The sequence below is a fragment of the Acidimangrovimonas pyrenivorans genome, from assembly GCF_042643245.1.
In the GTDB taxonomy this organism is placed as follows: Bacteria; Pseudomonadota; Alphaproteobacteria; order Rhodobacterales; family Rhodobacteraceae; genus Acidimangrovimonas; species Acidimangrovimonas pyrenivorans.
Window position 1 is genome coordinate 45,755 of the sequence record NZ_JBHRSK010000001.1, and the last position, 22,517, is coordinate 68,271.

23 protein-coding genes are annotated in these 22,517 nt (G+C 69.7%); 5 read left to right on the forward strand and 18 right to left on the reverse strand.

What is annotated here, in order from left to right; translation table 11 throughout:
- Positions 1-51: 51 nt before the first annotated feature.
- From ACFOES_RS00250 to rpmB, 4 genes are all read right to left on the reverse strand, one after another.
- Entirely contained in the window at positions 52-603 is a 552-nt protein-coding gene (locus tag ACFOES_RS00250) for a 2OG-Fe(II) oxygenase (protein WP_377830695.1), read from the reverse strand.
- 144 nt (positions 604-747) lie between these two features.
- Positions 748-1,212, reverse strand: coding sequence for a copper chaperone PCu(A)C (locus ACFOES_RS00255; protein WP_377830696.1), 465 nt, complete (start codon positions 1,210-1,212; stop codon positions 748-750).
- Between the two features lie 37 nt (positions 1,213-1,249).
- Positions 1,250-1,603, reverse strand: a complete 354-nt coding sequence (locus ACFOES_RS00260; RefSeq protein ID WP_377830698.1) for a hypothetical protein — start codon at positions 1,601-1,603, stop codon at positions 1,250-1,252.
- A gap of 129 nt (positions 1,604-1,732) precedes the next feature.
- Positions 1,733-2,020 carry a 50S ribosomal protein L28 gene (gene rpmB, locus ACFOES_RS00265; protein WP_377830989.1) on the reverse strand — a complete coding sequence of 96 codons (288 nt, stop codon included), beginning with the start codon at positions 2,018-2,020 and terminating at the stop codon, positions 1,733-1,735.
- A gap of 265 nt (positions 2,021-2,285) precedes the next feature.
- Between rpmB and ACFOES_RS00270 the strand changes: the two genes are divergently transcribed.
- Positions 2,286-2,633 (forward strand): antibiotic biosynthesis monooxygenase family protein, encoded by a 348-nt coding sequence (locus ACFOES_RS00270; protein ID WP_377830700.1) that lies wholly within the window; start codon positions 2,286-2,288, stop codon positions 2,631-2,633.
- A gap of 6 nt (positions 2,634-2,639) precedes the next feature.
- Here ACFOES_RS00270 and ACFOES_RS00275 read toward each other — a convergent pair whose 3' ends face one another.
- Positions 2,640-3,548 carry a LysR substrate-binding domain-containing protein gene (locus ACFOES_RS00275; protein ID WP_377830702.1) on the reverse strand — a complete coding sequence of 303 codons (909 nt, stop codon included), beginning with the start codon at positions 3,546-3,548 and terminating at the stop codon, positions 2,640-2,642.
- A gap of 99 nt (positions 3,549-3,647) precedes the next feature.
- Here ACFOES_RS00275 and ACFOES_RS00280 point away from each other — a divergent pair, with 99 nt between their 5' ends.
- Positions 3,648-3,809, forward strand: coding sequence for a hypothetical protein (locus ACFOES_RS00280; RefSeq protein WP_377830704.1), 162 nt, complete (start codon positions 3,648-3,650; stop codon positions 3,807-3,809).
- A gap of 7 nt (positions 3,810-3,816) precedes the next feature.
- Here ACFOES_RS00280 and meaB read toward each other — a convergent pair whose 3' ends face one another.
- Complete coding sequence (gene meaB, locus ACFOES_RS00285) at positions 3,817-4,797, reverse strand: methylmalonyl Co-A mutase-associated GTPase MeaB (RefSeq protein ID WP_377830707.1); 981 nt, start codon at positions 4,795-4,797, stop codon at positions 3,817-3,819.
- A gap of 182 nt (positions 4,798-4,979) precedes the next feature.
- On the opposite strand from meaB, the gene hrpB reads away from it, so the two are divergent.
- Positions 4,980-7,445 (forward strand): ATP-dependent helicase HrpB, encoded by a 2,466-nt coding sequence (hrpB, locus tag ACFOES_RS00290; protein WP_377830709.1) that lies wholly within the window; start codon positions 4,980-4,982, stop codon positions 7,443-7,445.
- Positions 7,446-7,549: 104 nt separating this feature from the next.
- A complete protein-coding gene (locus tag ACFOES_RS00295) occupies positions 7,550-8,047 on the forward strand; it encodes a DUF2846 domain-containing protein (protein WP_377830711.1) in 498 nt (165 codons plus the stop codon).
- Positions 8,048-8,053: 6 nt separating this feature from the next.
- Here the strand turns inward: ACFOES_RS00295 and argF are convergent, their stop codons facing one another.
- The 3 genes from argF to ACFOES_RS00310 all read right to left on the reverse strand — a co-directional run bounded on the left by argF (position 8,054) and on the right by ACFOES_RS00310 (position 11,323).
- Complete coding sequence (gene argF / locus ACFOES_RS00300; RefSeq protein ID WP_377830713.1) at positions 8,054-8,980, reverse strand: ornithine carbamoyltransferase; 927 nt, start codon at positions 8,978-8,980, stop codon at positions 8,054-8,056.
- A 79-nt stretch (positions 8,981-9,059) separates the two neighbouring features.
- The gene (locus ACFOES_RS00305; protein ID WP_377830717.1) at positions 9,060-10,235 is read right to left on the reverse strand and encodes an aspartate aminotransferase family protein; all 1,176 of its coding nucleotides are present in this window, start codon (positions 10,233-10,235) and stop codon (positions 9,060-9,062) included.
- Positions 10,236-10,519: 284 nt separating this feature from the next.
- Positions 10,520-11,323 carry an ABC transporter permease gene (locus tag ACFOES_RS00310; RefSeq protein ID WP_377830719.1) on the reverse strand — a complete coding sequence of 268 codons (804 nt, stop codon included), beginning with the start codon at positions 11,321-11,323 and terminating at the stop codon, positions 10,520-10,522.
- Positions 11,324-11,528: 205 nt separating this feature from the next.
- Here ACFOES_RS00310 and ACFOES_RS00315 point away from each other — a divergent pair, with 205 nt between their 5' ends.
- Positions 11,529-12,125 (forward strand): GcrA family cell cycle regulator, encoded by a 597-nt coding sequence (locus ACFOES_RS00315; RefSeq protein WP_377830721.1) that lies wholly within the window; start codon positions 11,529-11,531, stop codon positions 12,123-12,125.
- Positions 12,126-12,314: 189 nt separating this feature from the next.
- On the opposite strand, the gene ACFOES_RS00320 is transcribed toward ACFOES_RS00315, so the two are convergent.
- The 9 genes from ACFOES_RS00320 to ACFOES_RS00360 form a co-directional block, all read right to left on the reverse strand.
- On the reverse strand, positions 12,315-14,285 hold the full coding sequence (locus ACFOES_RS00320; protein WP_377830723.1) for an AsmA family protein: 1,971 nt from the start codon (positions 14,283-14,285) through the stop codon (positions 12,315-12,317).
- Positions 14,286-14,422: 137 nt separating this feature from the next.
- Positions 14,423-15,250, reverse strand: coding sequence for a hypothetical protein (locus ACFOES_RS00325; RefSeq protein ID WP_377830725.1), 828 nt, complete (start codon positions 15,248-15,250; stop codon positions 14,423-14,425).
- A gap of 142 nt (positions 15,251-15,392) precedes the next feature.
- Positions 15,393-16,028 (reverse strand): nucleoside/nucleotide kinase family protein, encoded by a 636-nt coding sequence (locus ACFOES_RS00330; RefSeq protein ID WP_377830727.1) that lies wholly within the window; start codon positions 16,026-16,028, stop codon positions 15,393-15,395.
- Entirely contained in the window at positions 16,025-17,089 is a 1,065-nt protein-coding gene (locus ACFOES_RS00335; protein ID WP_377830729.1) for a dipeptidase, read from the reverse strand. Before ACFOES_RS00335 ends, ACFOES_RS00330 begins: the two co-directional genes overlap by 4 nt.
- Before the next feature lies 1 nt (position 17,090).
- The gene (locus ACFOES_RS00340; RefSeq protein WP_377830733.1) at positions 17,091-17,879 is read right to left on the reverse strand and encodes an ABC transporter ATP-binding protein; all 789 of its coding nucleotides are present in this window, start codon (positions 17,877-17,879) and stop codon (positions 17,091-17,093) included.
- Entirely contained in the window at positions 17,876-18,808 is a 933-nt protein-coding gene (locus tag ACFOES_RS00345; RefSeq protein WP_377830737.1) for an ABC transporter ATP-binding protein, read from the reverse strand. Before ACFOES_RS00345 ends, ACFOES_RS00340 begins: the two co-directional genes overlap by 4 nt.
- The gene (locus ACFOES_RS00350; RefSeq protein ID WP_377830741.1) at positions 18,805-19,725 is read right to left on the reverse strand and encodes an ABC transporter permease; all 921 of its coding nucleotides are present in this window, start codon (positions 19,723-19,725) and stop codon (positions 18,805-18,807) included. Before ACFOES_RS00350 ends, ACFOES_RS00345 begins: the two co-directional genes overlap by 4 nt.
- Positions 19,722-20,783, reverse strand: a complete 1,062-nt coding sequence (locus ACFOES_RS00355) for an ABC transporter permease (RefSeq protein WP_377830745.1) — start codon at positions 20,781-20,783, stop codon at positions 19,722-19,724. Before ACFOES_RS00355 ends, ACFOES_RS00350 begins: the two co-directional genes overlap by 4 nt.
- A complete protein-coding gene (locus ACFOES_RS00360) occupies positions 20,780-22,381 on the reverse strand; it encodes an ABC transporter substrate-binding protein (protein WP_377830749.1) in 1,602 nt (533 codons plus the stop codon). The genes ACFOES_RS00355 and ACFOES_RS00360 overlap by 4 nt, the downstream gene beginning before the upstream one ends.
- Positions 22,382-22,517 lie beyond the last annotated feature (136 nt).

The following is a 22,517-nucleotide window of genomic DNA, read 5'->3' on the forward strand; positions in this document are numbered from 1 at the left end:
GGGCCCCTCGCGGGCGCGCGCGGCCCGCCCGCCCCTGCCCGGCCTCGGGGGTCAGCGAAACGCCGGACCGTGCGCCCAGATCGTCAGCGAATGGCGCTCGCCGCGCGTCACCGGCGTCACCCGGTGCAGCATGAAGCTGGGAAACAGCACCGCCGCGCCCTGCCAGCGTTCGGCCGCGCGCACGGCAAGGTCGGGCCGCAGCTCCAGCACCCCGCCGTCATAGGCGTCGGCGGCGCTCAGCTGCACCACCATGGTCAGCTTGCGCTTGCGCGCCACCGGGCCGTCGCCGATGTCGGAATGCCAGCCGAAATGGCCCTCGCGCTCGGCGCCGTAGCGGGCGACCTGCGGGCTCTCGGCGAATTCGCTCAGGTCGAAGCCGAAGGCCGCGCGGTTCACGGCCGAGACCAGCCGGATAATCCGCTCCATCACCCAGTCGCTGCCGGCGCGCTCGTCGAGCCAGGCCAGCTCGGCGCGGCGGATGTTGTGATCGCTGACGCGGCCGACCAGGCCGGCCTCGGCCAGGTCGTCCTGGTGGGCGAGCGCGACGATGCGGGCGCATTCGGCGGGGGTGAAGGCGTCGGGAATGGTGTGAATGGCGAACACGGAACGGGTCTCCTCGAAAGAGAAGCAACATAGCGCGGATCGCGGCCCCGTCCCGCATATCCGCGACCTGGATGTCGCTTTCCGCCCCGCAACGCGACAGGGCGGCCCCGCGGGGCCACCCTGCGCCGTGAAGCCCCCTGCGGCTCAGTTGTCCATCTTCATGCCACCCATCTTCGGCATCCGTTTCAGGTCCACCGGCACCTCGACGGTAACGTCGCCGGCGTTCCTGAAGGTCAGGGTGATCTTGAACGTCTCCCCCTGCGTGAGCCCCTTGTGCAGCCCCAGCAGCATGATGTGGTCGCCGCCCCGGGCCAGCACATGGCTGCCATGGGCCGGGATCGGAAAGCCGCCGGGCACCTCCATCATGTGCATCACCCCGTTGGCGTCCTGCTTGTGGGTGTGCAGTTCCAGCTTGGCGGCGATGTCAGAGCGCGCGGCGATCAGCTGGTCCGGCTGGTCGGCGGCATTCTCGATCACCATGAAGGCGGCGCCGGACTTCGACACCGGCGTCGAGGCGCGGGCGTAAGCGTCCTTGATGGTGATGTCCCCGGCAAGGGCCGGCAGGGCGAAGGCGACCGCGGCGGCGGCCAGAATCGGTTTCATGAACATGGCTTGTCCTGTCCTTGGTTATGTCGGTGAAGGTGGCTCAGGCCGACAGCGGCGGATCGCGGGCGCAATGGGGGCAGCCCGGGCGCGAGGCCGCCAGCCGCCGTTCCGGCGCCGTCAGCCGCGCCATCCGCGTCTCGGGCCGGACCAGCTGCGGCGCCTCGACCGCCAGCGCCGCCATCAGCGCCAGCACGCAATCGGGACAGATATGGACCTTGGGGACTTCCTTGCCGTTCTCGTCGACATAGATCGTCGTCAGCCCGTAGCCCGAGCAGACCACGATCTTGCCGGCGACCCGCGCCTGGCCCCGGGCGACGGCCATGGTGAGGCCGGTCGCCGCCAGGACGAGCGACAGGGCGAGAGGCAGCAGAGTGCGAAGCGCGCGCCGGGTCATGGCCGCACTCTAGTCACGTCGCGGTGAGGGAGGAAAGCCGCAAAGGCGGCCGCGGCGGTGAAATCCGCACGCAATGCAAACGGCCCCGCCGCTTGGCAGGGCCGGTCAACCGTGTCGCGAACGGTCGGATCAGGCGGAGGCTTGGGCCTTCGCGATCTCTTTCTTGATCTTCAGCGCCTTCGGCGACAGCTCTTCGTCCTTCGCCTTGGCGAGGTAGGCGTCGAGCCCGCCGCGGTGGTCGACCGAGCGCAGCGCCGAAGCCGCGACGCGCAGCTTGAACGACTGGCCGAGGGTCTCGGACAGCAGGGTGACATCGTTCAGATTCGGCAGAAAGCGCCGACGGGTCTTGTTGTTGGCGTGGCTGACGTTGTTGCCAGTCATCGGGCCCTTACCGCTCAGTTCGCAGACGCGCGACATCGTCTTGATCCTTCGTGTCGTAAACATCATAGGGCACGGCCAAGGGCCATGCGCCGAATTCCATCCGCGCCGTTTAGGGGGAATCCCGCGGGGCGTCAAGCGATTCAGGACAGGGAATCCGCCTCGGGGCCGGCCACGGGCTCTGGCCCCCGCGGCGCGCGCGCCTATGATGGGCGCCGAGCCCCGCGGGCACAAGGGGGGGGCACATGGGAGCACAAAGGGGGGCACAAGGCCCGCCCGCCCAGAGCCGGAAAGGAGACGCGCCATGATCGCGGTGATATTCGAAGTGAGCCCGGCCCCGGGCCAGCGCGAGGCCTACCTGGCCACCGCCGCCGCCCTGCGCGCCGACCTCGAACAGGCCGACGGTTTCCTCTCGGTCGAACGCTTCGAGAGCCTGACGACGCCGGGCAAGCTGCTGTCGCTGTCCTTCTGGCGCGACGAGGCGGCGGTGCAGGCCTGGCGCGAACGGGACAGCCATCGCCGGGCCCAGGCCGCCGGCCGATCCGGCGTCTTCGCCGATTACCGGCTGCGCGTCGCCGGGGTGATCCGCGACTACGGGCTCGACGACCGCGCCCAGGCCCCTGCGGACAGCCGCGCGGCGCATGGCGGCTGAGGGCGCTCACGCCGCCCCGATCTGCGCCATCTCCTCCAGTATCCAGGCCCGGAACGCCCGCACCGCCGGGGCGTTGCGGCGCCGTTCGGGATAGACCAGCCAGATATCGACATCGTTGTCGATCTCGATCCCGAACGGTCTCACCAGGTCGCCCCGCCGCAGCGCCTCGCCGAAGAAGGGCGGCGACAGCAGCCCGGCGCCCTGATCGGCCAGCACCGCCTGCGCCTGCAGCACCTGGGTGCCGAAACTGCTGCGCTGGCCAGCGGCCGCGGCGGGCCGCTCGACCCCGGCGGCGGCGAACCAGCGCGCCCAGTCGGGATCGGCCGGATCGACCAGCGGCAATTGCAGCAGCTGCGCCGGATCGGTCAGCGGGCCGTGGCGGTCGAGGAAGCCACGGCTGACCATCGGGGTGAAGCCCGCCCGCATCAGCCGGTCGGCGTGCAGCCCGGGCCAGACGCCCTTGCCGGTCCGGATCGCCACCGTCGCCTCGCCGGCCGCCAGGTCGGCCAGCCGCTGATCGACATCGACCCGCGTCGTGATCTCGGGATGGGCGATCTGGAACCGGCCCAGCCTTGGCGCCAGCACATGGGTCGCGAAGGTGGCGACGACCGAGATCACCAGCGTCTGGTCGCTGTCCTGCCGCGCCTCGGCATAGGCGTCGCGCAGGATCTCCAGCGCCTCGCCGGCGCGGGCCGCCAGCCGGGCGCCCTCGGGCGTCGGCGACACGCCGCGCGCCCGGCGCCGGAACAGCGGCACGCCGACCCGGTCCTCCAGCACCTTGACCTGATAGCTGACCGCCGCCTGGGTCATTCCCAGTTCCTCGGCGGCGCGGGTGAAGCTGCGGTGGCGGGCCGCGGCCTCGAAGGCACGGATCGCGGCAAGGGGCGGCAGAGGGGCAAGCGGCGCGGCGGGCATGGCATAAAACCTCCTTATGCCTGATAGCCCAGGTTCGATTGGTTCTCCAGCCCTCCCGGCGCCATATCAGGGTTCTCAGCCAAGCAAAGGAAACCCGTCATGACCACGCAAACCCTGATCCGCCCGCCTGACCTGTCCTTTCTGAAAAGGATATTCCGCCAATCGCAAAAGCGCGCGCCGCAGCCGCGGCGCGCCCGGATGCACGGCTTGCGTCGCCTGCCTCCGCATATGCGGCGTGACATTGGCCTGACTGATATATGAACCCGGTTCAGCGCCCCTCGAGCGCCGCCAGCAGCTCGGCTGCCGCCCGCGCCGGCGCCGCCCGGCCCTCGGCCACCGCGGCGCCCAGCTCGGCCATCCGCGCCTTCAGCGCCGGGTCGCGCTCGAGCCGCGCCAGCAGGCCGAGATGGACCTCTTCCTCGAACCAGCCGCGCGCCTGCTCGGCCCGGCGGGCGTCGAAATGCCCGTGTTCGCGGCGCCAGTCCGCCAGCGCCTGCATCTCGTCCCAGGCCCGCTCAAGCCCGTGTTCCTCCAGCGCCGAAACCGTGATCGCCTTGGGAAAGCCCTCCGGGTCCTGCGCCCGCTTGCGCAGCAGCCGCAGCGCCCCGGCGTAATCGGCGCAGGTCCGCGTCGCGGTTTCCTTCAGCGCGCCGTCGGCCTTGTTGACGAGGATCAGGTCCGCGATCTCCATGATACCGCGCTTGACCCCCTGCAACTCGTCGCCGCCGGCCGGGGCCAGCAGCAGCACGAACAGGTCCGACATCTCGGCCACCATGGTTTCCGACTGGCCGACGCCGACCGTCTCGATCAGCACCACGTCGAAGCCCGCCGCCTCGCACAGCGCGATCGCCTCGCGCGTGCGGCGGGCGACGCCCCCCATCTGGGCCTGGCTCGGCGAGGGCCGGATGAAGGCGTTGCGGTCGCGGCTGAGGCGCTCCATCCGGGTCTTGTCGCCGAGGATCGAGCCGCCCGAGCGGGCCGAGGACGGATCGACCGCCAGCACCGCGACGCGCAACCCCTGGCCGGTGAGCATCAGGCCGAAGGACTCGATGAAGGTCGACTTGCCGACACCGGGCGTGCCGGAAAGGCCGATGCGCAGCGCCTGCCGGCCCGAGCCCGCCAGCCGGTCAAGCAACTCGGCCGCCATCTCGCGATGATCGGCGCGGCCGCTCTCGACCAGCGTGATCGCCCGGGCCAGCGCCCTGCGGTCGCCCGATTGGATGCGCTGCGCCAGATCGTCGATATCCATGTCCTGCCTCCGGTGCCTGCTCGGGAGCCGTTGTCTCTTGGCATGGCGGCCATGTCCAGCCTTGTGAAGCGGTCGAGCGAGGAGAGAAGGGCAGCGCCTGCCTGCCCGGCGCAATCGCCGGGCGGAACCTCCGATCATCACCCGCTCTGGCCAAGCCGCGCCGAAACGCCGATAACCGCGCCATGGCCGACACGCTTCCCATCGACGCCGCCCTGCCCGAGCTGACCGCCGCCCTGCGCCGGGCCGGCCGCGCCGTGCTGCAGGCCCCGCCCGGCGCCGGCAAGACGACGCGGGTACCGCTGGCGCTGCTCGATGCCGGCCTCTTCGCCGGCAAGCTGGTCATGCTCGAACCCCGCCGCCTCGCCGCCCGCGCCGCCGCCGAGCGCATGGCCGAGACGCTGGGCGAGCCGGTGGGCAGAACCGTCGGCTACCGCATCCGTGGCGAGACCAGGACCTCGAGCGAGACCCGCATCGCGGTCGTCACCGAGGGCATCCTGACAAGGATGATCCAGTCCGACCCGTCGCTCGACGGCATCGGCGCCGTCGTCTTCGACGAATTCCATGAACGCTCGCTCAATGCCGATCTCGGCCTCGCCCTGACCTGGGAGCTGCGCGGCGCCCTGCGCGACGACCTGCTGCTGCTGGTGATGTCCGCCACGCTCGACGCCGAGCCGGTGGCGGCGATGATGGGCGACGCCCCGGTCGTCACCTCTCAGGGCCGCGCCTTCCCGGTCGAGACGCGCTGGCTCGACCGCCCGCTCGCCCCCCGCGCCCGCCTGCCCGAGGCCGTGGCCGGGCTGGTCGAACGGGCCGTCGCCGAGACCGAGGGCGGCGTGCTGGTCTTCCTGCCCGGCGAGGGCGAGATCCGGCGCACGGAAACCCTGCTCAAGGGCCGGCTGCCCGCCGACTGCACCCTGCGCCCGCTTTACGGCGCGATGGAGTTCGCCGCCCAGCGCGCCGCCATCGCCCCGGCGCAGGAAGGCCGCAAGGTGGTGCTGGCCACCGCCATCGCCGAGACATCGCTGACGATCCAGGACATCCGCGTCGTCGTCGATGCCGGCCGCGCCCGCCGCGCCCGCTTCGACCCCAATTCCGGCATGTCGCGGCTGGTGACCGAAAAGGTCAGCCGGGCCGAGGCCGAACAGCGCCGCGGCCGCGCCGGCCGGGTGGCGCCGGGGGTGTGCTTCCGGCTCTGGACCAAGGGCGAGGAGGGTGCCCTGCCCGGCTTCGCCCCGGCCGAGATCGAGACCGCCGACCTCACCGGCCTGGCGCTGGAACTGGCGCTGTGGGGCGCGCGCGGGACGGACGATCTGGCCTTCCTGACCCCGCCGAACCCGGGCGCCTTCGCCGAAGCGCGGACATTGCTGACCGAGCTCGGTGCCCTCGACGCCGCCGGCGCGATCACCGATCACGGCCGCGCCCTCGCCGCCCTGCCGCTGCATCCCCGGCTCGGCCACATGCTGCTGCGCGCCGGCCCTTCCGCCGCCCCGCTCGCCGCGCTGCTGGAGGAACGCGACCCGCTCTCCCGCGGCGCCCCGGTCGACCTGGCGCTGCGGCTACGAGCGATCGCCGATCCCCGCGCCTATGCCGACCGCCACCCCTGGCCGGCGGATCGCGGCGTGATCGAACGGATCAGGGCCGAGGCGAAACGGCTGGCCCGCATGGTCAAGACCCCCGATGCCGGGCTGGAGCCGGGCGAGATGGCGGCACTGGCCTATCCCGACCGGGTCGGGCTGCGCCGCAAGGGCGAGACGCCGCGCTGGGTGCTGTCGGGCGGCAAGGGGGCGATGATGGACGAGGCCGACCCGCTGGCCGGCGCCCGCCTGATCGTCGTCCCCAATCTCGACGGCGACACGCGCGAGGCCCGCATCCGCCAGGCGGCGACGATCTCCGAGGCCGGGCTGCGCGCGCTCTATGCCGACCAGATCCACTGGCGCGAGGTCTGCGACTGGTCCAAGCGCGACCGCCGCGTCGTGACCCGCAGGCAGGAGGTCTTCGGCGCCCTCGTCCTCGACGACCGGACCTGGCCCGACGCCCCGCCCGAGGCCGTCGCCCGTGCCGCCGCCGACGGCGTCCGCGATCTCGGCCTCGACGCCCTCGGCTTCTCGCCCGCCGCCCGCCGCTTCCGCGCCCGGGTCGAGCTGCTGCGCGGCCAGGGCGCCGATCTGCCCGACATGTCCGATGCCGGTCTGATGGCGCGGCTCGACGACTGGCTCCTGCCCCACCTGGCGGGGCGCAAGAGCGCCGCAGACCTCGCCGCGCTCGACCTGCTGGAGCCGCTGCGCCAGAGCCTCAGCTGGGAGCAGATGCAGCTGCTCGACCGCCTCGCACCGGCCCATTTCACCACCCCGCTCGGCCGCAAGGTGCCGATCGACTATTCCGGCGCGGCGCCGGGGATCGAACTGCGATTGCAGGAGCTCTTCGGCGTCACCGAACACCCGACGGTCGGCCCCAGGCGCCTGCCCCTGCGCCTGACCCTGCTGTCGCCGGCCGGCAAGCCGGTGCAGGTGACGATGGATCTGCCGGGCTTCTGGGCCTCGTCCTATGCCGACGTCCGCAAGGACATGCGCGGCCGCTATCCCAAGCATCCCTGGCCCGAAGACCCGACCCAGGCCGATCCGACCCTGCGGGCGAAACGGCGCGGCTGAGGCGACGGACCGCTGAAGCGGGGCTTGATCGGGATCAACACCTACATTGAAGGGCGCGGTCTAGACTTCTGCCTCGTAGCCACGCCGAGAGGAGAAAACCGGCCATGTTCCGTATCGCCAGCGTCATTCCCGTCGCCTTGCTGGCCGCGGCCTGTGTTCCGGAAACCGGACCGGCCACCGCGCCGCCCGCCAACGCGCCGCCGCAGGTGCAGGAGGCGCCGCTGACGGTGCCGCGCAACAAGGCGGTAGTCTATTTCTACCGGCCAGCGAACTTCGTCGGCAGCGCCAATATCTACCGCATCGCGATCAACGGCGCCGCCATCGCCGATATTCGATCCGGCACGCGCTACGCCGCCGTCACCGCCCCGGGGACAGTGCAGATCGCAGCCCGGACGCAGGCGAACTTCCTCAATATCGGCCTCGCCCACGCGATGATGGAAAAGCCCGACCTGACCCTGAGCACAAAGGGCGGGACGGTCACCTATGTCAGGATCACGACCGGCTTCGCCGGCGGGCCGAAACTGCAGCTGGTCCCCGAAGAAACCGCCCGCCCCGAACTGCCGAAGCTGGGACAGGCGGCGACGGTCACGCCCGAGGGCTGAGCGAGCTCAGACCCCGAGGCACCAGCGCAGCACCGCCTTCTGGGCGTGCAGCCGGTTCTCGGCCTCGTCGAAGATCACCGAATGCGGCCCGTCCATCACCGCGCTGGTCGCCTCGTCGTCGCGATGGGCCGGCAGGCAATGCATGAACAGCGCGTCGGGCTTGGCGTGGCTCATCAGTTGCTCGTTGACCTGGTAGCCGCGCAGCTGGTTGTGCCGCCGCTCGCGCGCCGATTGCGGATCGTGCATCGACACCCAGGTATCGGTGACGACGAGGTCGGCGCCCTCGACCGCCTTCTCCGGGTTGCGCTCGATCGTCACCGGGTGGCCCTGGGCGGCGGCGAAGTCGAGGCAGGCCTTCTCGGGATCGAGCGGCTCGGGCCCGGTGAAGGTCAGGTCGAAGCCGAACTGGCCGGCGGCATGGGCAAAGGAGGCAAAGACGTTGTTGCCGTCGCCCGACCAGACCACCTTCTTGCCGGCGATCGGGCCGCGGTGCTCCTCGTAGGTCAGCACGTCGGCCATGATCTGGCAGGGATGGGTGCGGTTGGTCAGACCGTTGATCACCGGCACGTCGGCATATTCGGCCATCTCGAGCAGGGTCTGCTCCTCGAAGGTCCGGATCATGATCAGGTCGACATAGCGGCTGAGAACCCGGGCGGTGTCGGCGATGGTCTCGCCATGGCCGAGCTGCATGTCGGCGCCCGACAGAACCATGGTCTGGCCGCCCATCTGGCGCACGCCGACGTCGAAGGAGATCCGGGTCCGGGTCGAGGGTTTCTCGAAGATCAGCGCGACCATGCGGTTGGCCAGCGGCTGCTCGGCGTCCGGCGTGCCCTTGGGCAGGCCGTCGCGGGCCTGCTTCATCGCCCTGGCATTGTCGATCATGGCCCGCAGGTCGGCGGCGTCGGTGGTGTGGATGTCGAGGAAGTGCTTCATACGGAACGGCTTTCTTGGTGGAGGGCGCCGGGGGCTGTCTGCCCCCGGACCCCCGAGGATATTTCTGCTGAGAGGAAGATCAGGCGGCCTCGATGGCCGTGGCGGCGCGGTCGAGGCGGGTGACGGCTTCGGCGATCTCGTCGTCGGAAATGGTCAGCGCCGGCAGCAGGCGGATCACGTTCTCGGCCGCGGGGACGGTGAGGACGTGCTCGGCATAGCCGGCCTTGACCAGGTCCACGTTCGGCACCTTGCATTTGATGCCGAGCATCAGGCCGAGGCCGCGGACCTCCTCGAACACCTCCGGATGCGCGGCGATCAGGCCTTCCAGCTTCTGCCGGAACAGGCCGGCCTTGCGGTTGACCTCGTCGAGGAAGGCGGGATCGGCGACGATCTCCATCACCTTCGCGCCGACGGCGCAGCCCAGCGGGTTGCCGCCATATGTCGAGCCGTGGGTGCCGGCGGTCATGCCGCTGGCGGCGTCCTCGGTGGCCAAGACCGCGCCGAGCGGGAAGCCGCCGCCGATGCCCTTGGCGACCATCATGATGTCGGGCGTGATGCCGGCCCATTCATGGGCGAAGAGCTTGCCGGTCCGGCCGACACCGCATTGCACCTCGTCGAGGATCAGCAGCGTCCCGGTCTCGTCGCAGAGCGCGCGGATCGCCTTGAGTGCGGCGTCGGGCCAGACCTTGATGCCGCCCTCGCCGACGACGGGTTCGAGCAGGATCGCCGCCGTCTCCGGGCCGATCGCCGCCTTGAGCGCGTCGAGATCGCCGAAGGGCAGCTGGGTGAAGCCGGGCATCAGCGGGCCGAACCCCTTGGTCATCTTGTCGCCACCGGCGGCCGCGATGGCACCGGTCGAGCGGCCGTGGAAGCTGCCCTCGAAGGTGAGGATGCCGATGCGCTCGGGCTGGCCCTTCTCGTACCAGTATTTCCGCGCCATCTTGATCGCCAGCTCCGCCGCCTCGGTGCCGGAATTGGTGAAGAAGACGGTGTCGGCGAAGCTGTGCTCGACCAGCAGGTCGGCCAGCTTCTGCTGGTTCGGGATCTGGTAGAGGTTCGAGGTGTGCCACAGCTTGCCGGCCTGTTCGGTCAGGGTGGCGACCAGTTCGGGATTGGCATGGCCCAGCGCGTTGACCGCAATCCCGGCGCCGAGGTCGAGATATCGGCTTCCGTCCGCCTCGATCAGCCAGCTGCCCTCGCCCTTCTCGAAGGAGAGGGGCGCGCGGTTATAGGTCGGAAGGACGGAAGGGACCATGGATCTATCCTGTGCTAGAAGGCCCTAGGGGTGCCAAAGGCTTGGGGCCAAGTCAACGACGGTGATGATGTGAGGGGATGTGCGCGGCGCGCACGCGTGATCGGGACGTCAGGCGCGGGTGCGTCGGCGTCGGGGAAGCGAGAAAAGGGCGTTCCGGTCGATCATGGGAAGGCGGATAGCCGCTCCGGGGTTGAAAGTCCAGCGCGAATGGGACCGCCGGGCAGGTCAGCGCGGCAATGCCGCCGCCGCGGCGCAACGCTTTCCGCCCCGATCCGCCCCCCCGCTCAGGGCTTCATCCGGTAGCCGCGCTTAAACCACAGCCAGCACAGCGACAGCACCGCCAGGGTGACGCCGAGGCAGATCACCAGCCCCTGCAGCGGCGGTGCGTCCGACACGCCGAGGATGCCGTAGCGCATGCCATCGATGAGGTAGAAGACCGGGTTCCAGTGGGTCAGATCGCGCATCACCTTGGGCAGGGTCTCGACCGAGTAGAAGGTGCCAGAGAGGAAGGCGAGCGGGGTGATGATGAAATTGGTGATCGCCGCCATCTGGTCGAACTTGTCGGCGAAGACCGCCGCCACCATGCCCAGCCCGCCCAGCAGCGTCGCGCCCAGCACCAGCACCATCAGCGCCCAGAGCGGATGGGCGAGGCCGACCCCCAGGCTCAGCGCGCTGGCGGTCCAGATCGCGATGCCGACGAACAGGCCCCGGCCGATCGCCCCGGCGACATAGCCCAGCACCATCTCGAGCGGCGACAGGGGCGGCATCAGCGTGTCGACGATATTGCCCTGCACCTTGGCGATGACGATCGACGACGAGGTGTTGGCGAAGGCGTTCTGGATCACCGTCATCATCAGGATGCCGGGGGCGAGGAACTTGACGAAGGGCTGGCCCATCACCTCGCCGCGGGTCGGGCCGATCGCCAGGGCGAAGACGGCGAGGAACAGCCCGGCGGTGATCAGCGGCGCCAGCAGGGTCTGCGACCACACCGTCAGGAACCGCATCACCTCGCGCCGCGCCAGCGTCGCCATGCCCAGCCAGTTGACCCGGCCGAAACGCCGCACTCCCATTTCCGTCGTGCCGATCATGTCCGTCTCCTTTCGCCGCGCGCTGCAATCTCACGGCCGCGCCCGGCATGCAATGCCGCGGACGCCTTGCAATCGCCGGGCGCCGCTTGTATCTCACCCCGTCCCGACTAGAATAGGGGCGAACGGAACTTCTCCAAGGCAGCTGGCCCACGGCGCCGAACGGCGCGCCCGCAAGCTGTCGGCCAAATCCAGACCGGAGGCAGTCATGTCCTGGACCGACGAGCGCGTCGAGACGCTGAAGAAGATGTGGGCCGAAGGCCAGAGCGCCAGCCAGATCGCCAAGGAGCTGGGCGGCGTGACCCGCAACGCGGTGATCGGCAAGGTGCACCGCCTCGGCCTGTCGAACCGCACCGCCGGATCGGGCAAGACCGAGGAAGCCGCGCCGGAGAAGCCCGAGCAGACGGCCAAGCCGGCCCCCGCCGCCAAGGCCGAGGCACCGCGCCCGCGCCCCGAACCGGCGCCCGAACCGCGCCCCGCCGCCCCGGCCGCCGCGGCGCCGTCGCCGGCGCCCAGCCCGGCGCGCAAGCAGGTGGTCCCCGCCGGCCAGCCGCTGCCGCCGCAGCCCTCGGCCAACGAGATCAGCCCCGAAGCGCTGGCCAAGGTCGGCGAGGTCGAGAAGAAGGCGCGCAAGCTGACGCTGATGGAACTGACCGAGCGGACCTGTAAATGGCCGATCGGCGATCCGGCGACCGAGGAATTCTGGTTCTGTGGCCTGCCGGCGCAGCAGGGCAAGCCCTATTGCGAGGCCCATGTCGGCGTCGCCTTCCAGCCGATGTCGGCCCGCCGCGACCGCCGGCGCTAGGCAGACGATCCAGCGGCGCGCCGCTCTTCCAGCGCGCCGCGCGCGGCTTGGGGGCGCTGCCCCCGTCACCTGCGGTGACTCCCCCGGAGTATTTGCGCAAAGGTGAAGGGGAAGCGCTGCCTTTGGCTTCTTCTTTGCCAAAATACTCCCGCCGGAGGCGCGTGGCCGCCGCCGGTTCTCCGGCCGGGCCTATTTCAGCAGGTTCAGCAGCCCCTTCTTGGCCTCGTCCTCCAGCTTCTTCTTGACCGCGTCCTCCGTGCTCTGGCCGCCCTCCGGGGTCACTTTCAGCTTCTTGGCCAACTCGTCCTTGGCCTTCTGCTCGAGTTTCTTCTTCTCGACCTTCAGCTTCTCGTCGGCGATCGCCTTGGCGTCGATGCCGAAGCGCGGGCTGGCCCAGGGGCCGGAGATCTTCACCGGCACTGTCAGGCCGCCGGTGCCGTCGGCCTTGGTCAGGGCCGTCGGCGTCACCGTGTAGTCGAGCGACTGGCCACCGATATTCACCGTCCCGGCGCCCTTGGCGGTCAGCAGCGGTGCCGCGAAGGCGAGATCGTTGTTCGACAGCACGCCCTGCTTGATCGTGAAGCTGCCGCCGATGCTGTCGAAGATCGTCTTCTTGCCGGCGCCGACATAGTTGACGTTCAGCGTCCGCAGCATGCCGACGAGATCGAGCCCGACCAGCTCGCCCTTGCCGAATTTCACGCTGCCGCTGCCCGACAGCGAATGGGTCAGCGCCCACAGGCTGTTGCCCGAGGCCAGCAGTTTCAGCCGCATGTCGCCGGTCCCGATCAGCCGCTTGTAGCCGGCCAGATCGGTCAGCAGCGGCTGCATCGAGACGCCCGAGACGGTGAGGTCGGCGGCGGTCGAGAAGCCCGAGCGGGCATTGGCCACGACCTCGCCGGTGACGCCGCCGCCATAGGCGCTGAGCTGTTTCAGTTGCACCACCGCGCGGCCGTTCTCGACCGTCACCACCGCGTGGGTCTTGCCCAGCCTGGCGAGGCCGAGATCGATGCTGCTGGCGGTGAGGTCGACCTCGGCATCCGCGGCCTTGAGCCCGCTGGCGTCGATTGGCGCCTTCGACCAGCCCGAAGACGCCGCTCCGCCGCCAGTGCCGGAGCCGGTGCCGCCGCCGCCGGAGGCCGTCAGAGCCGAGAGGTCGAGCGCGCCGGCGCCGATGCGGGCGTTGATCTTCGGCCGCGCGGCCGGGAAGGTGACGTCGGCGGCGACGTTCATGCTGTTGCCATCCAGCGTCACCGCGCCGTTGCGCAGGTGCAGGCCGCCATCGGGCGCCAGCGTCACCTGGCCCTTGGCGACGATCTTGTCATGGCCCAGCCCGCGCGGCAGGTCGGGGGCGGCGGCGCCGAGGATCGCCACCAGCGCGGCGGGATCGACCAGCGTCATGTCGAGATCGCCCTGCGCCGCCACCGGCGCGGTGCCCAGCTTGCCGGCGAAGCGGATCGTCGAACCGCCGATGGTGGCGGTCAGGTCGCTGCCGACCACCTTGCCGGCGAGGAAATCGGCAAAGGCGTCCAGCTTGCCGGCGATGGTCATCTTGCGCTTGTTGGCCAGCGCGGTCAGCTGCAGGTCGGCCGGGCCGGTGAAGGCCGGGATCGCCAGGGTCGCGTCGATCTTGTCGAGCGCGATGCGCTGGCCGGTGGCATGGTCGATCCACAGCACCGAACCGTCCGAGATGATCCCCTTGTCGAGGCTGAAGGCCCGGACCCCGCCCGACTTGCCGGCCGGGGCGGTGTCGGCCGCCGGTGCCTTGGCGGTGGCCGGGGGCGAGAATTCCCAGTTGCCGGTGCCGTCCTTGCGCCGCTCCAGCACGATCTTCGGCGCCAGCACCTCGACCTTCGAGATGCGGATATCGCCGCCGATCAGCGCGCCGAGATCGACACCGATCTCAAGCCCCTTGGCCTGCAACATCGGACCCTGCTTCGACCAGGCGGCATTGGCGATCTGCACCGGGCCGGTGCGCACGCCCAGCCGCGGCCACAGCGTCGGCCGCACCGATCCGGTGATCTCCATGGCGCGGCCCGTGGCGGCCTCGAACTGGCCCGCGGCCAGCCTGGCGATCCGGTCGGAAGGCAGCAGCATCAGCGCCCCGCCCGCCAGCAGGGCCAGAACGACGATCAGCCCGAGAAGCCGCAGAAGCCAGCGCATGGAACCCTCCAGATCACACCTTCGCCGGCACTCTATCAGGCCGTTGTGACAGCTCAAGCCACGGCCCCGTGCGCGGCGGTGGACGGGCGGGAGGAAGCGCGCTGCGGGCAGCTGCGCCCCCGCCCTGCGAGGACGGGTCACAGCGTTTCGGCGATCGCCCGGGCGACACGGCCCTCGACATCGGCATAATCCGCCGCCAGTGCCCGGTTGCGCTCGATCGCCTCGGCCCGTTCGACGTAGTCTCCCGGGATCAACCGCGCCACCGCCACCTTGATGTCGTCGAAGCTGTCGCAGACCAGGAGGCCGGCCGGGTCGAAATGGTCGGCGATGTCCGGCGCGCCCCAGTAGATCGGCACCGTCTTGCACAGCAGGGCGTCCACCAGCTGTTCGGAGAAATAGCCCGGCTCGCGCACGGGCTCGATCACCAGCGAGAAACGGTAGCAGGCCAGCCCGTCGGCCTTGCGCGCCAGCGGCCGGTAGCCGTGCCCCATCACGTCGGCATCGCTGCCGATATTGCCGAGCCATTCGGCGCAGCGGTGGCGCAGAGCGTGGCCCTCCAGCTCGCGCTGGGGCGGTGCGATCAGCGACAGCATCCGCGTCTTGGTCAGGTCGAGCGCGGCCCCGTCGGCCAGGCGGGTCGAGCCGGCGGGAAAGAACAGGCCGTTGGGGATCGCGTCGAGCAGCGCGGCATTGCTGCTCAGCACCCGGTGGAAGCGGCGATGGGCACGGCGGGCGCGGCGCATGTGGCGACCGTGGCGCGCCTCGGGCTCGGTGATCAGCAGCGATTTCCGCGCCGCGATCCCGGCCAGGGCGCCGGGCAGCCAGAGCCGCCCCGAGGGGCGGACGATCAGGTGGTCGCCGGGCGCCATGTCGCCGACCCGGGCGCCGATCAGCCGTTGCGGGCAGCCCAGAGGCCAGACCAGATCGGAGACCGGCCGGGCAGCCAGCGTGCGGCCCGGCTTCATTCCTTCGGGCACAATGGCGATGGCGGCCTCCGCCGGCGGCGATGTTGGTTGGCCCTCACTCCTCATGTATTTCGCTTAACCGCCGCCGCCGCCGTTGCCAAGCCTGACGAATCGCCGCCCCCCCAGAACAGAGGAGAGAACGCTAGCCGTTCCGCAACACCAGATCCGGGGCGGCGCTGGCCTCAGCGACCTTGCGGCCGTTGGGCAGATCGACCTCCTCGAGCTTGCGCCGGACGCCGGCGGCATCGAGGCCGAAGCCCTGCCAGCGCGCGCTCAGGCGCGCGCGCAGCACCGGTTCGGGCACGTCCAGCCGCACCGTCAGGTCGAAGAGCGGCGCCAGCCCGGCCCAGGCGCCTTCGCGCAGCAGCAGGTAATTGCCCTCGACGATAACGAGGCCGGTGCGGCGCGGGATCAGCCGGGCCGCGCCGCGCGAGATTTCCAGCGCCCGGTCGAAGACCGGCACCGCCACCGCATCCTCGTCGCCGCGCAGCCGGCGCAGCGTGGCGGCCAGCCCGCCGACATCGAACGTGTCCGGCGCGCCCTTCATCGCCAGCCGCCCCAACTCTCGAAGCAGCCCGTCGTCGTAGTGGAAGCCGTCCATCGGCAGCACGGCGGCCCGGCCGGGCCGCTCGGCATTCACCCGCGCCGCCAGCTCCTCGGCGACATGCGACTTGCCCGAGCCCGGCGCGCCGACCAGCGCGACCAGCGCCCGCGGCTGCGCGGACAGGGCGAGGAGCCGCGCCGCCAGCGCCTGAACGCTATCGACAGCCTCGGTCACGCGCCCCAGGTCCGCTCCAGCACCGCGAACCAGTTCTCGTGGCAGAGCTTGCGCATCAGTTCTTCGCCGTAGCCATGGTCGCGCATCGCCTGCTGCAGCGCCGGCAGGCCGGTAACGTCGCCGATGCCCTCGGGCACCGTGGCGCCGTCGAAATCCGAGCCCAGCCCGACATGGTCCTCGCCCAGATTGGCGAGCAGGTGGTCGAGATGGCGCAGCACCGGCTCCCAGCCCATCTCGGGCGCCTTGCGGCCGTCGGGGCGCAGGAAGGAGGTGGCGAAGTTCAGCCCGACCATGCCGCCGGTCTCGCGGATCGCCGCCAGCTGGCGGTCGGTCAGGTTGCGGGCCGAGGGCGTCACGGCATGGGCGTTGGAATGGGTCGCGACCAGCGGCGCGTCCGACAGCTTGGCGACGTCGTCGAAGCCCTTCTCGTTGAGATGGCTGAGATCGACCATGATCCTCAGCTCGTTGCAGGCCCGGATCAGGTCCTTGCCCGCCTCGGTCAGCCCCGGCCCGGTATCGGGGCCGGAGGGATAGGCGAAAGGCACGCCGTGACCGAACACCGTCGGCCGGCTCCAGACCGGGCCGAGCGAGCGCAGGCCCATCGCGTGGTAGAGGTAGAGCGCGTCGAGATCGGCGGCGATCGGCTCGGCGCCCTCCATGTGCATGATGCCCGAGACGGTGCCGGCGGCCAGGCAGGCGCGCAACTCGGTCGCGCTGCGGCAGATCCGGAACTGGCCCTTGGCCGCGCGCTCCATCCAGAACAGGTGGCCGGCCATGGCCAGCGCCACCGGCTGGGCCTGCTCGTGGCCGATCAGCTCGGGCAGCGGCAGCTCGAAGGGCGGGTTGTCCATCAGCGCCTCGAAATCCGGCGCGTCATGCGGCATCGGCGAGGAGATGTAGATGGCGAAGAAACCGCCGGCGAAACCGCCCTTCCGCATCCGCGGCAGGTCGAGATGCCCCGCCCCCTCGCCCTCGAGCCAGATCTTCTCCCGCTCGCCGGGGTTGCGCAGCAGCCGCAGCAGGAAGTCGTTATGGCCGTCGAAAACCGGAAGTGCCGTCATCTCATGCCTCCTGCATCGCGTCCGTGTCGCGGAAATAGCCCTGCGAGGCCCGCAGCAGGCTTTGCGTATAGGAATGGTGCGAGGCGTTGGCCCGCATGTCCTCGACCGACATCACCTCGACGATCTCGCCATCCTTCATCACCGCGATACGCGAACACATATGGGCGACGACGGCAAGGTTGTGGCTGACCATCAGGAAGGTCAGGTCGTGCTCGTCCCGCAGGTCGCCGAGCAGGTTCAGGATCTCGGCCTGGACCGAGACGTCCAGCGCCGAGGTCGGCTCGTCCAGCAGCAGGATCTCGGGCTCGGGCGCCAGCGCCCTTGCGATCGCCACGCGCTGGCGCTGGCCGCCCGAGAGCTGGTGCGGGTAGCGGAAACGGAAGGCCGGGCCGAGGCCGACATCGTCGAGCAGCTTCCCGATCCGCGCCTCGATGTCGTCGAAGCCGTGCAGCCTGAGCGTCTCGCTCAGCACCATGTCGACCGAATGGCGCGGGTGGAGCGAGGCATAGGGGTCCTGGAACACCATCTGGACCTTCTTGTAGAAGGTCTTGTCGCGGCTCTTGCCGGGGGTCAGCTTGTGACCGTCCACCATCATGCCGCCCGACCAGGTCTCGACCAGCCCGGTCAGCGCCCGCATGATGGTCGACTTGCCCGAGCCGCTCTCGCCGACAAGGCCGAAGCTCTCGCCCTTGGCGACGTCGAAGCTTGCCCCCTTGACCGCGGCGACATGGTCGCGGCCGCTGCCGAACCAGACGTCGAGACCGGAGAAGCTGAGGGCCGGGGCGCTCATTTTCCCTCCGCGATGTCTGCGCCCAGGTTGCCCAGCCCGGCGGGGCCGGGTTGCGGCAACTCGGGCAGGCCCCGGTCATCGGGGCCGACGCTGGGCGCCTCGGACCAGGCCGGGTCGCGGCTGAGGACGTCAAGACGGGATTGCGGGGCGTCGATCCTGGGCATCGAGTTCAGCAGACCTCTGGTATAGGGATGGGTGGCTTGGTGCAGCTTGTCGGCGTCGCAGGTCTCGACCACGCGGCCGGCATACATGATCAGGACCCGGTCGCAGAACTGGGCGACGAGGTTCAGGTCGTGGCTGATGAAGATCAGCCCCATGCCGCGGTCCTGCACCAGCTTGTCCATGATCCGCAGCACCTGTCCCTGGACCGAGACGTCCAGCGCCGAGGTCGGCTCGTCCGCGATCAGCAGCTCCGGGTTCGGGATCAGCATCATCGCGATCATGATCCGCTGGCCCATGCCGCCCGACATCTCGTGCGGGAAGGCGCGGAAGACCCGCTCGGGATCGCGGATCGAGACCGCCTCGAGCATCTCCAGCGCCCGCTTGCGCGCCTCGGTCCGCGACACCCTGGCATGCAGGCGCAGCGCCTCCATGATCTGGTCGCCGACCCGCATCACCGGGTTGAGCGAGAACTTGGGGTCCTGCATGACCATCGAGATGCGGCTGCCGCGGACGGCGCGCATCCCCTTCTCCGACTTCGTCATCAGGTCTTCGCCGTCGAGCCGGATGTGATCGGCGGTCAGCTGCCCGGGCGGCCGGATCAGCCGCAGGATGGCGCGGCCGGTCATCGACTTGCCCGAGCCGCTTTCGCCGACGATGCCGAGCCGTTCGCGGCCGAGCCGGAACGAGACGCCGCGCACGGCGTCGAAGATGCCGTTGCGGGTCGGGAAGCGGACCCAGAGGTTCTGGACGTCGAGCAGATCGGTCATTTTTCGGCCTTCGGGTCAAGCACGTCGCGCAGCCCGTCGCCGAGCAGGTTGAAGCCCAGCGACACGGTGAAGATCGCCAGCCCCGGCATCGTCGCCACCCACCAGTGATCGAGGATGAAGCGGCGCCCTTCCGAGATCATCGCGCCCCATTCCGGGCTCGGCGGCTGGGCGCCGAGGCCGAGGAAGCCGAGGCCGGCGGCGGCGAGGATGATGCCGGCCATGTCGAGCGTCACCCGCACGATCAGCGACGAGATGCAGAGCGGCCAGATATGGCGGGTGATGATCCGCATCGGCCCCGCCCCCTGCAGCCGCACCGCGCTGATATAGTCGGAATTGCGGATCGTCAGCGTCTCGGCCCGGGCAATCCGTGCATAGGGCGGCCAGGCGGTCAGCGAGATCGCCAGCACCGCGTTCTCGATCCCCGCCCCCAGCGCGGCGACGAAGGCCAGCGCCAGCACGAGGCGCGGGAAGGCGAGGAAGATGTCGGTGATCCGCATCAGCACGATATCGGCCCAGCCGCCGGCATAGCCGGCGACGGTGCCCGCCAGCAGCCCGGCGATCGGCGCGATCAGCGCCACCAGGGTGACGATGTAGAGCGTGATGCGCGAGCCGTAGATCAGCCGCGAGAGGATATCGCGGCCCAGGCTGTCGGTGCCGAAGATATGCCCCGGCGTGCCCAGCGGCTTGAGCCGGTCGAGCAGGTTCTGCGCCAGCGGGTCGTGCGGCGCGATCAGCGGCGCGAACAGCGCCATCAGCAGCAGCGCCACCAGGATGCCCAGCCCGACCATCGCCAGGGTGTTCGAGCGGAACGAGAGCCAGCCCTTGTAGAGCGAGGAGAGCCGGGCATGGCGGCGCGAGGTCGGCGTGTCGGAGAGCAGCCAGCCGCGCCAGGTCGTGGTGTCGGGAGTCGCCGTCATTTGGCCCTCGGGTCGAAGAAGCGGTAGAGAAGATCGGAGAAGACGTTGAGCACGACGAAGACCAGCCCGACGACGATGGTGCCGCCCAGCACCGCGCTCATGTCGGCCGACAGCAGCGCGTTGGTGATGTACTGGCCGATGCCGGGCCAGGAGAAGATGATCTCGGTCAGCACCGAGCCTTCGAGCAGGTTGGCGTAGCTCAGCGCGACAACGGTGATCAGCTGGACGCCGATATTGCCGAAGGCATGGCGCCAGATCACCGCCCGTTCCGACATGCCCTTGACCCGCGCCGTGGTGACATATTCGGCGCTGAGCTGCTCGAGCATGAACGAGCGCGTCATCCGGCTGATATAGGCAAGGGAGTAGTAGCCCAGCAGCGAGGCCGGCAGGATGATGTGGCTGAGCGCGTCGCGGAACACGTCCCAGTCGCCGGCCAGCGCCGCATCGACCAGGATCATGCCGGTCACCGGCGGCACCATGCCGTCGTAGAAGACGCTGACGCGCCCCGGTCCGCCGACCCAGCCGAGGATGCCGTAGAAGACCAAGAGCCCGACGAGGCCGAGCCAGAAGATCGGCATCGAGTAGCCGACCAGGGCCACGACGCGTGCGATCTGGTCGATCCAGCTGCCGCGCCTGGCCGCCGCGATCACCCCCAGCGGCACGCCGACGACGACGCCGATGATCGTGCCCAGCGTCGCCAGCTCGATCGTCGCCGGGAAGACCCGGGCGATGTCCTGGATCACCGGGTGCGAGGTCAGCAGCGAGGTGCCGAAATCGCCGTGGATCACGTCGCGCAGGTAGTAGAGGAACTGGACCAGCAGCGGCTTGTCGAGCCCGAGCTGGTGATAGACCTCGTTATAGGTCGACTGGGTCGCGCGCTCGCCGACGACGGCGAGGACGGGGTCGAGCGGCATCACCCGGCCGATGATGAAGGTGACGAAGAGCAGCCCCAGCATCGTCGCCAGGATCGAGCCGAGGCCGAAGATGGTGCCCTTCAGCCACTTGGGCAGAGCCGGCCCGCGCCGGCTCTGCCCGTTCTGGTTGGGAACGGATGTCATTCCTTGGTGATCGCCCAGTAAGAGATCGCGGTGATGGCGCCGCCGACGTTCAGGTGCTGGACGTCAGCGGCCAGGCCGGTCTGCTCGACCTTCTGGAACAGGACGCCGAAGGGCGCCGTCTTCTGCCACTCGCGCTGCATGTCCTCATACATCTTGGCCCGCTTGGCCCGGTCGGGCTCGACCACGGCGGCATCGACCATCTGGTTGAACTTGCCCGGGTCCCAGGCGTTGCGCCAGGCCAGGCTGCCGGTCAGCTTGGCGTCGTCGGCGTTGTTCGGGTTCCAGGCGAAGGTGCCGGCATTGGTCTGCGGGTCGGGATAGTCCGGACCCCAGGCGCCGACATACATCTGCAGCTGGCGGGCGCGGTACTTGCCCAGCACCTGCTTGCCGGTGCCGACCTCGATCTTCAGCGTCACCCCGGCCTGGGCGAAGGTGTTCTGCAGCGACTGGGCGATCTCGAGCCGCTCCTGCGCGTCGCGCACGCCGGCGGTGATCGTCAGGTCCTTGACCCCGGCCTCCTTCAGCAGCTCCTTCGCCTTGTCGACGTTGAACGAATAGGGGTTGTCCTTGATCTGGCCGAGATAGGTCAGCGGCAGGAAGGACTGGTGGACCTGCCACTGCCCCTTGAGGAAGCTGTTCACCATGCCCTTGTAGTCGACGAGGTATTTCAACGCCTCGACGACCTTGGGCTTGGACAGCTCCGGGTCCTTCTGGTTGAACGAGATATACATCAGCCGGCCGCGCAGCTCGTTGTCGACCTTCAGCCCGTCTTCCTTCTCGATCGCCTGCACGTCCTCGGGATTGAGGTTGCGCGCGACGTCGATGTCGCCCTTTTCGAGCATCAGCCGCTGGGTCGCGCTTTCCTGCACGTGGCGGACGATGATCCGCTTCATCGCCGGCGCTCCGCCCCAGTAGTCGTTGAAGGCGGTCAGGGTGTAGCTGTCATTGGGCTTCCAGCTGGTCAGCACGTAGGGGCCCGAGCCGGCATCGTTGGTCTTCAGCCACTCGTTGCCCATGTCGCCGTCTTTTTCATGCGCCATCACCGTCTTCTCGTCGACGATGCCGGCGATGGTGGCGGTCAGGCAGTTGAGCAGGAACGAGGTGGCGTAGCGCTTGTCGGTGGTGATCGAAACCTGGTCGTCGCCGACGACCTTGATCGTGTCCTTGACGTTGTCCTTCGAGAAGCCGAACTGGGTCAGGATGAAGGACGGCGTCTTGTTCAAGAGCACCGCGCGCTGCAGCGAGAAGGCCACGTCCTCGGGCCGCAGCGGGTTACCCGAATGGAACTTCACGCCCTTGCGGATGGTGAAGGTGACGGTCTTGCCGTCCTCCGACACGTCCCACTTGGTCGCGATCGAGGGCTTGTAGCCCGCCGACAGGTCGGCCGGATCGAAGGTGACCAGCTTGGAATAGATGTTGCGGCTGATGTCGCCGCCGGTGAATTCGTAGGACTGCGCCGGGTCCATCGTGATCAGGTCGTCGATCCGCTGGGCGACGACCAGCATGTTGTCGGGCGTCTTGGCCAGCACGGCCCCCGACGACAGGCTGAGCGCGACGCCCATCGCCGCGCCGGTTAACAATCGGGTAACTGCGTTCATGTCTTGATCCCCTCTGTTGGCATGGGTCGGTCGCACCTTCCCCGGTTGTTTCGTTCGGCCCGGTTGTTCTCCCGCGCGACCTGTCTTTCGCCCTTGTCTCACGGCTTGGCGCCGAGATCCGGGCTCCGCTGCCTGT

Excerpts from the sequence above, each read along its gene's own strand:
- ACFOES_RS00255 (WP_377830696.1), bottom strand. The coding sequence starts at position 1,212 with ATGTTCATGAAACCGATTCTGGCCGCCGCCGCGGTCGCCTTCGCCCTG.
- ACFOES_RS00260 (WP_377830698.1), bottom strand. The coding sequence starts at position 1,603 with ATGACCCGGCGCGCGCTTCGCACTCTGCTGCCTCTCGCCCTGTCGCTC.
- rpmB (WP_377830989.1), bottom strand. The coding sequence starts at position 2,020 with ATGTCGCGCGTCTGCGAACTGAGCGGTAAGGGCCCGATGACTGGCAAC.
- ACFOES_RS00270 (WP_377830700.1), top strand. The coding sequence starts at position 2,286 with ATGATCGCGGTGATATTCGAAGTGAGCCCGGCCCCGGGCCAGCGCGAG.
- ACFOES_RS00275 (WP_377830702.1), bottom strand. The coding sequence starts at position 3,548 with ATGCCCGCCGCGCCGCTTGCCCCTCTGCCGCCCCTTGCCGCGATCCGT.
- ACFOES_RS00280 (WP_377830704.1), top strand. The coding sequence starts at position 3,648 with ATGACCACGCAAACCCTGATCCGCCCGCCTGACCTGTCCTTTCTGAAA.
- meaB (WP_377830707.1), bottom strand. The coding sequence starts at position 4,797 with ATGGATATCGACGATCTGGCGCAGCGCATCCAATCGGGCGACCGCAGG.
- hrpB (WP_377830709.1), top strand. The coding sequence starts at position 4,980 with ATGGCCGACACGCTTCCCATCGACGCCGCCCTGCCCGAGCTGACCGCC.
- ACFOES_RS00295 (WP_377830711.1), top strand. The coding sequence starts at position 7,550 with ATGTTCCGTATCGCCAGCGTCATTCCCGTCGCCTTGCTGGCCGCGGCC.
- argF (WP_377830713.1), bottom strand. The coding sequence starts at position 8,980 with ATGAAGCACTTCCTCGACATCCACACCACCGACGCCGCCGACCTGCGG.
- ACFOES_RS00305 (WP_377830717.1), bottom strand. The coding sequence starts at position 10,235 with ATGGTCCCTTCCGTCCTTCCGACCTATAACCGCGCGCCCCTCTCCTTC.
- ACFOES_RS00310 (WP_377830719.1), bottom strand. The coding sequence starts at position 11,323 with ATGATCGGCACGACGGAAATGGGAGTGCGGCGTTTCGGCCGGGTCAAC.
- ACFOES_RS00315 (WP_377830721.1), top strand. The coding sequence starts at position 11,529 with ATGTCCTGGACCGACGAGCGCGTCGAGACGCTGAAGAAGATGTGGGCC.
- ACFOES_RS00320 (WP_377830723.1), bottom strand. The coding sequence starts at position 14,285 with ATGCGCTGGCTTCTGCGGCTTCTCGGGCTGATCGTCGTTCTGGCCCTG.
- ACFOES_RS00325 (WP_377830725.1), bottom strand. The coding sequence starts at position 15,250 with ATGAAGCCGGGCCGCACGCTGGCTGCCCGGCCGGTCTCCGATCTGGTC.
- ACFOES_RS00335 (WP_377830729.1), bottom strand. The coding sequence starts at position 17,089 with ATGACGGCACTTCCGGTTTTCGACGGCCATAACGACTTCCTGCTGCGG.
- ACFOES_RS00340 (WP_377830733.1), bottom strand. The coding sequence starts at position 17,879 with ATGAGCGCCCCGGCCCTCAGCTTCTCCGGTCTCGACGTCTGGTTCGGC.
- ACFOES_RS00345 (WP_377830737.1), bottom strand. The coding sequence starts at position 18,808 with ATGACCGATCTGCTCGACGTCCAGAACCTCTGGGTCCGCTTCCCGACC.
- ACFOES_RS00350 (WP_377830741.1), bottom strand. The coding sequence starts at position 19,725 with ATGACGGCGACTCCCGACACCACGACCTGGCGCGGCTGGCTGCTCTCC.
- ACFOES_RS00355 (WP_377830745.1), bottom strand. The coding sequence starts at position 20,783 with ATGACATCCGTTCCCAACCAGAACGGGCAGAGCCGGCGCGGGCCGGCT.
- ACFOES_RS00360 (WP_377830749.1), bottom strand. The coding sequence starts at position 22,381 with ATGAACGCAGTTACCCGATTGTTAACCGGCGCGGCGATGGGCGTCGCG.